This window comes from Mesorhizobium sp. M4B.F.Ca.ET.214.01.1.1, from assembly GCF_004791545.1.
In the GTDB taxonomy this organism is placed as follows: domain Bacteria; phylum Pseudomonadota; class Alphaproteobacteria; order Rhizobiales; family Rhizobiaceae; genus Mesorhizobium; species Mesorhizobium abyssinicae.
Window position 1 is genome coordinate 67,557 of the sequence record NZ_SRUX01000006.1, and the last position, 11,942, is coordinate 79,498.

An 11,942-nucleotide genomic window follows, 5' to 3' on the forward strand; every position below is an offset into this window, starting at 1 on the left:
AATGACGAGCCGCGCACAACAGATTGTTCGCCGTCGACGCCCTAAATATCAAGGGTGCCCTTTTCGTAGGGAAAGTCAAGGGCCGAAGCAGCGAGGAGGCGGAGTTCTCGAGACTCTTCAGGAACTCAGTACGCAGTAACACGAGCAATGAGCGATAACAGTTGTGACGCAGATTAGTTTGACTGATCCCAAAGCCCTTGACGCTTTAAAATGGCGCTGCATTGGACCCGCAAGAGGCGGCCGTGTTGTGTCGGTCGCGGGCGATTTTGAGGACCCTATGGTGTTCTATTTCGGCGCCTGCGCGGGTGGGTATGGAAGACGATCGATGGCGGGGTCTATTCGCGCTGCATTCCCGACGATTTCGTCACGAGCGCCAGCGTCGGCCCGCTCGCGGTCGCCCGGTCCGACTCCAACGTCATCTATGCCGCCATGGGTGAGTCGACGATCCGAGGCGACGTATCTTACGGCGATGGTGTATACGGGTCGACCGATGCCGGTAGAAGCTGGACTCATCTGGGACTGAAAGAGACCCGCCATATCGGCAGGATCTGCATTCATCCGCACGATCCCAATATCCTTTATGTCGCGGCGCTGGGCGACGTGTTCGGGCCGAGCGAGGAACCGCGCCAAGGAATGGCGGTAAGACTTGGCAGAAGGTTCTCTACCGCGATCCCGATGCTGCGCCGTCGACATCTCCATGGATCATCCTAACAATCCACGCATCCTCTTCGCTGCATTCTGGCAGACGAGGCGCAGCTTTTGGAATCTCAGTAGCGGCGGGCCGGGAAGCGGAATGTTCCGGTCGATGGATGGTGGCGACACCTGGGAAGAGTTGTCCGGACTAAACGGGTTGCCACGCGGAGCGCTTGGCAAGATCGGCGTTTCCGTCTCCGAGGCGCAGTGCGGGCGCGTCTATGCTCTCCTTGAGGCGGAAGGAGACAAGATCGGGTTTTATCGCACCGACGATTATGGCGACCGCTGGGTCCAAATCTCGCAGAACCGCGATCTGATGCACCGCCCCTTCTACTACACTCATGTCTTCGCCGACCCCCAACACGTGGATACGGTCTACGTTACTAACTTACGGTTGTGGAAGTCAACCGATGGTGGGGCGAACTTCACCGAGGTGACGTCGCCGCATGAGGATAACCACGATCTCTGGATTGACACGGTCGATCCCAAAAGAATGGTCGAAGGCAACGACGGCGGCGCCTGCGTAACCTTCAATGGCGGGAGGAGCTGGTCGTCGATCTACAATCAGAACACAGCACAGTTCTATCGCATCGACGTCGACGACCGCTATCCCTATCGGGTCTACGCCACCCAGCAGGACAACACTTCGATCTCGGTTCCGAGCGCCTCGGAATGGGGCGTCATCCCCCTTTGCGACTGCACCTATCCGGGCACCGGCGAGAGCGGCTTCATCGTCGTCAGTCCCAAGGATTCCGACATCGTCTATTGCGGCGCGATTGGCTTCAGCCGGCCGACTGTGGAGCTCTGCAGCGCTACGATCACCGCACCCGGCAGATTCGCCTTGTCAATGTCTGGCCGGAAAAGACGAGCGGTATGGCGTCGAAGAATATGCGCTACCGCTTCGCCTTGACCTTCCCGATCACCTTCTCGCCGCATCATCAGGTACACTCTATGTCGGGGGCAACCATGTTTTCCGCACCCGCGACGAGGATCGAGCTGGATTTGATCTCGCCCGATCTAAGCCTTAACGACCCGGCTCGACAGGACTATTCAGGTGGCGTCCTCACTCACGACGATTCCGGCGCCGAGGTGCTGCGCCTCGGTGTGGAATCCCCGCAGGAAGGGCGAGATCTGGGCGTCTACCGATGACGGCCTCGTCCATGTGATGCGGAACGACGGAGCCCAGTGGAAGAACGTCACGCCGAAAGCCATGCCCGAGCTCGCCTATGTCGGCTGCCTCGAAATCTCACCACATGACGCCCACACGGTTTATTTAGCCGCCACGCGTTACAAGCTCGCCGACTATCAGCCCTGTCTCAAAGGATGGCGGCAAGAGCTGGGAGTCGATCGTTGGTGACTTTCCGAAGGGCGAGATCACCCGTGTGGTGCGCGCCGATCCGGTGCGGCTAGGCCTGCTTTTCGCTGGCACCGAGACCGGTGTCTTCTTCACTCTCGACGACGGTCTGCACTGGTTTCCTTTGGCCAGTAACCCCCCGTGGTTCCGATCTACGATCTCAAGATCAAGGCAAGCGACCTTGTCGCCGGCACCCATGGGAGGTCCTTTTGGATGCTCGACGACGTCACGCCGTTGCGCGAGTTGGCAGCTGATCAGAAGCATGTGAATCTGGTGACCCCGCGGTCGACGGTGCGGACCAAGGTCAACTACTGGGTTGGCATAGGCTCGACGGCTGGGATCCGGCACCTCAGCGTTTGGCATCGATGCCGCCGTGGAGTTTGAGGACGGACGGCCTGAGCGCCGTTATCTGGACTGCGGCGCGGCAGCTTACCGGTTTACAGAAGCGGCCTCAGGATAGTGACAGGTCCTTCGGTCAGTGTATGCAAGCGTTGGTGGAGCAGTTGGAATCGATCGAGCGAGTGCTGATTGATGCGACGCGGGGGACGCCCAGCGATGAACGCAATCCTCCTGGCTTGGACGATAAGCTGAAGGACCTTATCAACGTGGTGGCCATTGCGGACGCCGCCGCCCACGCTGCAAGCCAAGCTGGTTGCCGACGAGATTGCGTCGAAAGTGGACCTGGAGCTCAAATGGCTAGACGCGCTTGTAAAGGAAGAAGTCCATGCGCTCAACGTCGCGCTCAAGAGCGCCGGCGTTGAGTTGCTCGGTATCGGTAAGGCTTTTAGGTGGGTCCCAGAGGACACACAAACGCGTAGTGATTTTTCATTCCAAAAGGAGATAAACATGGATTTTATCGAGCGGATCTTCGGCGTGGCTCCGGATGGAGGTGACGGCACGACCGAGATGCTGTACATCGCAGGCGGACTTGCCGTGGAGCGATGGTGGCCGCCCGGTGGTGGCTCCGCCGACGCGGCGCGGTGCGGCGGCGCTAGCTTGTTTCCGTCCATAAACGTAGGTGTTTTGCAGCGTTTACAATGATTTGTGCCCGACTGAAAGCGCCTTTGGCGGCCACGGACGGGTCGAAGAGCGCTGTTTGTCGCCAAAATAGTGTCATCGGCGCGATCATGGGCATGCGGATGGCTGCCGGCATGGGTCGGCGCGGGCTATCTGCGATGCCGGGGTCAGTTCAGGTCAGCTTGAGCGGGTGAAGAGGACGAGATTGTAGGCCAAGACCGAGGACCAGACGTAAGCCTTGAAGTGATCGAGACCGCGCCAGGTGCAGCGGGCCAGACCGTAAGCGCGTTTGAGGCACGAGAGGTTTTGTTGCAACGGCTGAATAGGGGCACAGAGAGGCCCTGATTAGGCGGCGAGGATTTGGAACTGCTCGGCCAGGAATGGATTCGGATTGACGGCGAACCCCGCCTGTTGCTTACGCAATCATGTGAATCATTTCGATGGCGGAAAGGATGGTGGAGGCGGTGGCCGTCGATTTGAAGCCGAGCATCGGCCGGACTCGGCGCTTGATGCGCCGATGGTCCTGTTCGCTCCGATTGTTCAAATACGCTCCGGCGGATCCGGATCGGCTTCAGCCGGCGCTGGGCGAGATCCTGCAAGCGATTTGTGGTGTCGCAGGAAACGATCGCCTCGTGGTTGGTCTGGCTCCCGTCGATGACGACGCGATCCGGTCGGCCATGACGCTCCAGCGCCTTTCTGAAGAAGCGCTTGGCCGCCGCAGGTCGCGCTGCTCGCTAAACCAAAATGTGTCGCCGACACTGTCTGCGTATTCAGATGAAGCCGAACGGCTATTGCAACGTGAAGCCCGACGCCCATTCCGATCAATTGCCGGACATGATTCCGATCTGAAGCCGGACAGCTGTTGTGCCTCTTGGTCGTTAGGTTTTTTGACTTGAACCCGCTTCGCGGTCAAGCCAGGGTTATTTACTCGGCGATCACGGCTTTCTGTATTCGCATGCTCTCGCCGGTGAGTTCGATGCGGTAGCATTGTGGACGCGAGCCGGTCGAGGAGGCGTCGGCAATGGTAGGATTGCCGATCATGTCGTACCAATGCTCCACAGGCACTTGGCCGGTTACGATGGTGGATCGCTTCTCGTACCGATCCTCGACGATTTCCAAGAGATCGCGGCGTTGCTCGTCGCTAAGCTTCTCCGGGCCCCAATCGTCGAGGATAAGCAGGTTGGTTCTGGCCAGAGCTTCACGATCTTCGGATATCGACCATCGCTGCGTGCGAGTGCGAGGGTGGCGAACAGCCTGTGGGGACGCGATGGTAGGCGACAGAGAAATCCTCGCGGCATGCCTTGTGCCCTAGATGTGGAGTCTCAACAGGTTGTCCATTGTCAGACTGAGGCGACTGATTGGTGTTTTGGATTTTAGGCTGCCGTGCGGTCTGTGCCAATTGTAGCGGTGCAGCCAAACGGGCAGTTGGGCCGCGCGGTGATCTGAGGTTGGATAGGCGATGGCATAGGCCACTCGCGGAGCGCGGTCTGGATGAAGCGCTCGGCCTTGCCGTTGGTTTTCGGGGTATAGGGTTTGGTCCTGACGTGCTTGAGGCCGTGCTTGCGGCAAGCCTTGGCAAAGACCCTGGATCTGTAGCAGGAACCGTAGCACCTACGGAATGAAGGAGCGACGGCGACCGAGAGAGCGGCATAATAGCAGAGCGCCGCCTCGAGGAAGGCGACGGCGCTCTGCTTCCTTTCATCCGGCAGTATCTGCGAGAAGGCGATGCGCGAGGCGTCGTCGATGGCGACGTGGACGAATTCCCAGCCGACGCCGCGGCTGTTGGACTGGCCTTCGCCGGCAGGCCCGACCATCAGCAAGCTATGGCGCTGGTGTCGCGGTAAAGGCGCAGCATCCCGAGACCTGTTCTGAAGCCTGTTCGGGGTGCGGCCGACTCGCGAGGATGGCAGTGATTAGCCCTACGGTCTGCGGACCGATGGATGCGCCCAACGCCGGAAGCGATCCGGCGTCCACTCGGCATAGCGCCGGTGCGAGCTCGGCATATGTGCGGGGTCCGTTCCATAGCGCGGCCCAGCATATCGGCGCTGATGCGCAGCGACGCGTTTGCCGCGATGGAATATCTCGATCATCCGAGCGGTCGCCCGGACATCGACCTGCTGGCGGATGAGAGCGTGTGGGACAGAGTAGAAGAAGCACTTGAACTCGATATGATAATATAATCCGTCGAGACACGGGCAAACCGCCATTCGGCGAACTCGTAATGCTCGGCGGGCAGGCTTGCGAGCGCGCGCGTTCGACCTTCGCGAAGACATGCCGGCGACTGGCGCCAAGTCGCCGCATGACATGATTGTTGATGCGATCTAGGAGTGCGCGAAAATCCATCGGGGCTCGCGGCGCCGCGCGGTCCAGCCGCATCAGGAAGCCGGATATACGTCAGCAGTTGTGACCGACGATCTTGACCCAGCCGACCTGTTGCAATCGGGCGGGGTCCATGTACGCGTCAGAGTCACTTCTCAGTAATAATTCCTGCCTTCCTGGGTCCACTCTCAACGCAAATCAACAACGTATCGTTCGCGTTTACTGCTAAGCGATATTTGATTCCACAGGAATGTAGGTCCCAATTTTTACATCCCGCAACACCACGTTTGTGGTAATTCTTTTTATTTGTGGATTCTCGCTCATGATCTGGAGCGCAATCTCGTCATAATGGACAGCGTCCCTGGCTAAGATTATTGCGACGATGTCAACGGTTCCGGTCACGTAATAAACCTGCTGGATGTTGTCATGCTTAAAGGCCCATGCCTTAAATTTTGAGAGAGAGTCGTAGTGTTCTCTCTCTATCTCCATACCGGCGATGAACATCATTATGAGTCCTGCTGCCTTTCGATCAACAACCGCCAATTCTGCCACGATGGTTCCGTCGTCACGCATTCGTTTTAGGCGACGCTGAACAGAGGAGGCCGATAGGCCAACTATGCTTGCAACCGCTTCCGCCTTAATTTGGCAATTGCGCTGGACGATCGCCAGGATGTCACGATCGAAAGTATCTAAGGGCTCCATTGGGACCTCATGCAAATATGTTGGCGACAAAATAAGGCGGCATGATAACCTAGCAACTGAGGCAGTCCAATACACAATCTAGATAGTTCGGTGTTGCGAAAGAGCTCCGAACCCGCCGATCATAGGATGCAATGCGTTGGTCAGTTCGGCCAAGTCCGTTTGCACTTCTCGTACCAGCACCCGCACCAATTCATTGAGACGATCGTCGCTGCTCCCCGCAATATCAGCAAGGGCCCGGCACAGCCGCGGGATGTCGCGGGCAATGAGCGCCTTCTCCCACGTGAATGATCAAGTTCTGTTTCTTGACCAATCAAGAATATCTGAAAACAGCTACGCTTGTTCCATAGCCTTTTAAACTAGATGTTCAGATCGAAGCAGCGAAGGAAACAACGATTTGGCTGCCAACAATGTCGAGAAAAATATTGACGCCAGCTAACACGCCGTTGAAAAAGTCGCTCGCCGTCGGGTGACGATCATGATTCATTTCCTCCGAAGGGATTCGGAGGATGGCGCATGCGGGGCAACGACGAGCGGACCGGCTCGCTTTTCAGCTATGTGGATCTGGAAGTGCGGGTTCGCCAGAACCATCCGTTGCGCACGATCCGCCATATGGTGAACGAGGCGCTTTTGTCACTGGCGGACGATTTTGCGGCGCTTTACTCGCCGATCGGGCGACCGTCGATCCCGCCGGAGAAGTTGTTGCGGGCGATGCTTCTGCAGGCGTTCTGTTCGGTTCGGAACGGCTTCTGATGGAGCGGCTGGAATACGATCTCCTGTTCCGCTGGTTTGTCGGCATCGGCGCGGATGATGCCGGCGTGGGATCACTCGGTGTTTTCGAAGAACCGGGACCGGCTGCTGGAAGGCGACATCGCGGCGAAGTTCTTAGGCGCGGTGCTGGCGCAGCCCAGAGTGAAAAAGCTTCTCTCGATCACTTCTCGGTCGACGGCACTCTCATTGAGGCCTGGCCATCGATGAAGAGTGTCAAGCCGGGGGATGGGGCGGGCGAGCCGCCGGAAAATGGCGGCAGCCGCAATGCGGAAGCCGATTTCCATGGCCAGAAGCGGACGGACGAGACGCATGCCTCGACCACCGATCCGGATGCCAGGCTCTACAAGAAGGGAAAGGAAAGGAGGCGAAGCTGTGCTTCGGCCATGCCGAGCGGGTGGCGGCACTGCACATGATCGAGCCGCATGCGGACCGGCCGCCGGCCATCACGCTCGGCGCCGACAAGGCTTATGATGCGGAAGACTTCGTCAACGAACTGCGCTCGATCAAGGTGACGCCGCATGTGGCGCAGAACACGAGCGGACGTCGTTCGGCAATTGACGGGCGCACCACGCGCCATGGCGGCTTTGCCGTCAGCCAGCGGATCAGAAAGCGGATCGAAGAGGCGTTCGGCTGGACCAAGACGGTCGCCGGACAGGACAAATCCCGGTTCCGTGGCCGCGACCGCGTCGGCTGGGCCTTTCCTTCGCGGCCGCCCCTACAATGCCGAAGTTGTTGGTGGTGCCGATATGACCACGCCCCCAGGCTGCCAACTGATCGGCCGCTGGCGCATCGTCGAGGTCGATCTGTGGGATCGCGATTATCTCGACCTCGATGGACCCGCCACGATCACCATCGGCGCCGGCAACCACGGCGAGATCGCCTTCGGCGCCATGCAGGCAACTTCGAACTCGGCTACGGCCCGTCGATGGTCTTCTTCACATGGGTCGGATTCGACGAAATGTACGAGGTCACAGGCGACGGCCATGCTGAACTGCTCGACGACGGCTCCATCGAGATCACCTTCGTCTATCACAGCGGCGACGAGGCAATCCTCAAGGCCACACGGGACACTTCTTCAACGGCCTGCTAAAACGTCATCATCTCTCGTTGGTCCAATGGACAAGCGAAGGGACAGATCAAGCGACTGAAACTCATAAAGCGCCAGATGTACTGTGGTGCGGACTCGATCTGCCAATAGCCTCATAAGCAACGCAGGATTTCCAAACGACGATACGTCAGAGCGCAAAAAAGCTCAATATTTGCGCAAAAAAACCACTTAGCACGAAATTGCGCGGCTGAGCTGCACGCTTGCCTGCTACCATGGGTCAGAACAAAACTTAAAAACCTAGGGAACGAATGAGTGACGTTAATCTCGCAGCGCTTCTTGGCATAGCATTTAGACAGCTTGGCTCGTGGGAATTTCGTCGTGCGCATATGACTCGGATCTTGGCCGATGCTCTGAATCGCGCGTTCATGCCTAAGGCATGAGCTTGATTCAGCGTTAACAGCCTTAGTTCTGTAATGGAGTTACCGTTCGGACCCGTTTAGTAGTTTCTTTGGAGGCTGGCACAGGTATGGAAAATGACGCTCTCAGTCTTAACGAAATTGTACAGCATATCAATGCGAAGGCTGCCGACTATTGCGCTTTGAGTGACCGGATTTGGGAAAAGCCAGAGTTAGCCTTCAACGAGCACTTTGCTGCTTCAGAGCAAATAGCCATGCTGGAGCGCGAAGGCTTCCGAATTACATCTCAAGTCGGAGGAATTGCCACCGCCTTCGTGGCGGAATACGGTGAAGGTGGTCCAGTCATTGGCATCTTGGGGGAATACGACGCACTTCCCCATCTAGGTCAAGTGTCCGGCAAGCTACAACCTGAGCCGACCCAGAAAGGTGCGCCCGGCCACGGCTGCGGTCACAATCTTCTCGGTGCCGGCTCAGCACTTGCCGCAGCTGCATTGAAAAACGCGCTCGCGCAAGAAGACATCGCGGGTACAGTGCGTTACTACGGTTGTCCTGCAGAGGAAGCTGGCGGTGGAAAAACCTTCATGGCGCGCGCAGGCGTTTTTGACGATCTCGATGTAGCCTTCTGCTGGCACCCTTACGTGGTCAACGAGGTTATGAACACCGCTGATAACGCTGCTATCGGCGCTCGCTTTCGCTTCACTGGTCGCGCGGCGCACGCGGCGACCGATCCTCATCTAGGGCGTAGCGCGCTTGATGCGGTCGAATTGATGAATGTAGGCGTTAACTACATGCGAGAACACATGCCCGTCCATGCGCGCGTGCATTATGCAATTACAAACGCTGGCGGTGAGGCGCCCAATGTTGTGCAGGCCTTTGCGGAGTCGGTGTACTCCATACGCTCGCCGCAGCTAAGAGACGCTGAGCGCCTGCTTGCTCGTGTAAGTAAGATTGCTGAAGCGGCGGCCATGATGACTGAAACATCCGTAAATGTGCGAATCGTTGAGGCCTGTTCAAACGTTCTCAATAATAGGGTGCTGCAGGGAGTCATGTATGAGAATATGCGCCGTATTGGACCGCCCCCCTTCGAAACCGATGATTACAAGTTCGCAAGAGAACTCCGGAAGGCGGCGCTGACCGACGACGATGTTTTGGCGACCGTTGAGCCCTTCGATATCTCGCTTAAGGACAAGATCCTACATGATGAGCTGCTTCCGCTATCAAGTGGTGAGCAGTTGGCGATGGGCTCGACAGACGTTGGCGACGTGAGTTGGATTGTGCCAACCGTTCAGTGTTTTGCAGCCTGCTTTGCAATCGGTACAATGTTCCATAGTTGGCAAATGGTTACTCAAGGCAACCTGCCGGCAGCCCACAAGGGGATGGTATTAGCTGCAAAGGCCATGGCCACTTCAGCGGCTGATTGCCTGCGCAACCCTGAAATCATCACACGTGCAAAGGCGGAACTAAGAAGGCGCACAGGCGGCCATCCCTATAGCTGCCCTATTCCACCAGAGGTTACCCCAGATGACTTGCGAACAAAAAGTACCTAAAGTTAGACGCTTGAGACCTGTCGATGTAGGAGCATCCTCGCAGGGACGGCCTCGGACACGATCACAGGAACCAGCGTATTCGCCGTCTGCGCCGATGGCTCTTACATCCGGCAGATTCCTTGCGCCACCGAAAGAGCTGGCTGACATGGATGCCAGCCGCGCGAGCAATTTCGGAGAGCCCGCCCCTGGCTCAAGGCAGGCTTCAACGAGCCGATCCTTATCCTCGCGAGACCAGCGCCGAGGGCGCCCAACAGACGTGATGACGTCATCGGATGCTTCGTCATAGGACTACTCCACTTCCGCTGTTCGCCTTAACCTCGCAAGGCGGCCTTGACCGGACTTCATCGGCTTTCGATTGCCCGCGTCGGCGGCGGGCCTATTGCCCCGTATGAATCTGCTGTGATGCTGTCCGTAACGCGGAATGACGGAGGCGACTGGATGCGGGACAGACCAGCAGCCGCGAAGCCGCTTGGCAGGAAGAGCTTTGAGCGGCGGCCCTTCCCGACAAGCGTCTGGTCCGCCGGCTGCAACAGTTGCTGGATCAGATGTCAGCTGCGCCGGGCAAGCCAATCCCGGCGGCCTGCGGCGACTGGGCGGCGGCGAAGGCGGCCTACCGCTTCTTTGACAATCCGCGTGTGACCGAACATAGCGTTCTCGCCGGCCATTTCGCCGCGACTGCGGCGCGCGTTGCGGCGAGCGAAAGTCCGATCCTTATCCTGCAGGACACGACCGAATTTATCTACAGCCGCGCGCAGCCAGGCAAAATCGGAATTCACCAAAACCATCACGGCCGGACGCTACAAGGCCGGGCAGCCCAACGTGCTGAGCTTGTGCGGGGTGCTGATGCATTGTAAGACCGTATGTCCGCTTCTGCCGGTGAGGTGGCTCGCCCTACACTGCGCGTTCGAGGGTTGCTCGGGCGGGCCGAGCCCGATCCTCATCACACGAGGACGAGCCGTGTCAGATTTTAGGGAAGCATTTGTCGGGATCGATGTCGCAAAGCTTAGGAACGCCATCGCGATTGCGGATGCCGGCCGGGAGGGAGAAGTTCGCTTTATCGGCTAGGTCGACGCCTCTGATGAGAGCATGCGCCGAGTTATCCAGCGGATCGCCAACAGGTTCGATCGCGTCCATTTCTGCTACGAGGCTGGCCCGACCGGCTATAGTCGCTATCGGCTGATCCGTTCGCTGGGTCACGAATGCACCGTAGTTGCGCCGTCGCTGATTCCAAGGAAGCCTGGCGATCGGGTGAAGACGAACCGCCGGGATGCGCTTTCATTGGCAAGGCTGCTGCGCGCCGGCGAACTGACGGCGGTATGCGTCCCCGATGAAGACCACGAAGCCATGCGCGATCTCGTTCGCGAGCGGGCGGCCGCGGTCGAGACGCTGCGGGTCCATCGCCAACAGGTGGGCGCCTTCATGCTCAAGCACGGACGTATCTTTCCGCGCAAAAAGGGCTGGACTATGCGCTATCTCTGCTGGCTGCGGGCGCAGCAGTTCCATCATCCCGCACATCAGATCGCGCTCCAGGAGATGGTCGAGGCGGTTCGCATCTCGGAAGAGCGGGCCGAGCGGCTTGAGCGTGTGATCGAGGAGTTCGTTCCAGCCTGGTCGCTGGCGCCGATCGTGCGGGCGCTGCAGACATTACGTGGTGTGGATCTGATCGTTGCCGTGACGTTTGCTACCGAGATTGGCGACGTGCGCCGTTTCGAAAGCCCGCGCCAGCTCATGCTATCTTGGCCTTGTTCCTGGTGAGCGGTCGACCGGAGAGACAGTCAGACGGGGCGGTATCACCAAGGCAAGGAATGGCCGCGTTCGTCATATGCTGGTCGAGAGCGCATGGACCTATAGGCATGCACCGAAAGTAGGCGCGAAGAAGCTGTATCGACTGGAGCAGGCGCCGCCAGGGGTGAGAGAGATCGCCTGGAAGGCGCAGGCCCGACTGACGGCCCGCTATCGAATGTTGAGCGCGGACGAGGCAAGAAGACGACAGTGGTCTGCACGGCGATAGCCCGCGAACTGGTCGGCTTCATGTGGGCTGTTGCCAGGGAGGCGCACGCAACCTGATCTAGTCGCTG

The 11,942-nt window shown here is 58.5% G+C and carries 8 protein-coding genes and 5 pseudogenes; 9 read left to right on the forward strand and 4 right to left on the reverse strand.

Going from position 1 to position 11,942, the window contains the following annotated elements:
* The first annotated feature begins 697 nt into the window (after nt 1-697).
* The 3 genes from EN857_RS13820 (at nt 698) to EN857_RS13830 (ending at nt 3,088) form a co-directional block, all read left to right on the forward strand.
* Entirely contained in the window at nt 698-1,603 is a 906-nt protein-coding gene (locus tag EN857_RS13820; protein ID WP_135858760.1) for a sialidase family protein, read from the forward strand.
* A complete protein-coding gene (locus tag EN857_RS13825; RefSeq protein WP_128187384.1) occupies nt 1,567-1,842 on the forward strand; it encodes a hypothetical protein in 276 nt (91 codons plus the stop codon). Before EN857_RS13820 ends, EN857_RS13825 begins: the two co-directional genes overlap by 37 nt.
* An 820-nt stretch (nt 1,843-2,662) precedes the next feature.
* Complete coding sequence (locus EN857_RS13830) at nt 2,663-3,088, forward strand: hypothetical protein (protein WP_128187382.1); 426 nt, start codon at nt 2,663-2,665, stop codon at nt 3,086-3,088.
* Between the two features lie 321 nt (nt 3,089-3,409).
* On the opposite strand, the pseudogene EN857_RS34680 reads toward EN857_RS13830, so the two are convergent.
* The 3 pseudogenes from EN857_RS34680 to EN857_RS13850 all read right to left on the reverse strand — a co-directional run.
* Nucleotides 3,410-3,827, reverse strand: a pseudogene (locus EN857_RS34680) (transposase); the annotation flags it as partial.
* 161 nt (nt 3,828-3,988) lie between these two features.
* Nucleotides 3,989-4,376 (reverse strand): annotated as a pseudogene (locus tag EN857_RS13845) (ATP-binding protein); the annotation flags it as partial.
* Nucleotides 4,373-4,854 (reverse strand): annotated as a pseudogene (locus tag EN857_RS13850) (integrase core domain-containing protein); the annotation flags it as partial. The pseudogenes EN857_RS13850 and EN857_RS13845, both read right to left, overlap by 4 nt.
* Before the next feature lie 258 nt (nt 4,855-5,112).
* Here EN857_RS13850 and EN857_RS36165 point away from each other — a divergent pair.
* Complete coding sequence (locus EN857_RS36165; protein WP_281035922.1) at nt 5,113-5,244, forward strand: hypothetical protein; 132 nt, start codon at nt 5,113-5,115, stop codon at nt 5,242-5,244.
* A 364-nt stretch (nt 5,245-5,608) separates the two neighbouring features.
* Here EN857_RS36165 and EN857_RS13860 read toward each other — a convergent pair whose 3' ends face one another.
* Nucleotides 5,609-6,085, reverse strand: a complete 477-nt coding sequence (locus EN857_RS13860; RefSeq protein WP_128187380.1) for an Lrp/AsnC family transcriptional regulator — start codon at nt 6,083-6,085, stop codon at nt 5,609-5,611.
* Nucleotides 6,086-6,598: 513 nt separating this feature from the next.
* Here EN857_RS13860 and EN857_RS13865 point away from each other — a divergent pair.
* The 5 genes and pseudogenes from EN857_RS13865 to EN857_RS13885 all read left to right on the forward strand — a co-directional run bounded on the left by EN857_RS13865 (nt 6,599) and on the right by EN857_RS13885 (nt 11,931).
* Nucleotides 6,599-7,603 (forward strand): annotated as a pseudogene (locus EN857_RS13865) (IS5 family transposase).
* Between the two features lie 208 nt (nt 7,604-7,811).
* Entirely contained in the window at nt 7,812-7,943 is a 132-nt protein-coding gene (locus EN857_RS36170) for a hypothetical protein (RefSeq protein ID WP_281035923.1), read from the forward strand.
* Between the two features lie 484 nt (nt 7,944-8,427).
* On the forward strand, nt 8,428-9,864 hold the full coding sequence (locus EN857_RS13875) for an amidohydrolase (RefSeq protein ID WP_135858768.1): 1,437 nt from the start codon (nt 8,428-8,430) through the stop codon (nt 9,862-9,864).
* Nucleotides 9,865-10,397: 533 nt separating this feature from the next.
* Nucleotides 10,398-10,718: a transposase DNA-binding-containing protein gene (locus EN857_RS13880; protein ID WP_245511301.1), complete on the forward strand. Its 321-nt coding sequence runs from the start codon at nt 10,398-10,400 to the stop codon at nt 10,716-10,718.
* A gap of 103 nt (nt 10,719-10,821) precedes the next feature.
* A pseudogene (locus EN857_RS13885) lies at nt 10,822-11,931 on the forward strand (IS110 family transposase).
* Nucleotides 11,932-11,942: the final 11 nt, after the last annotated feature.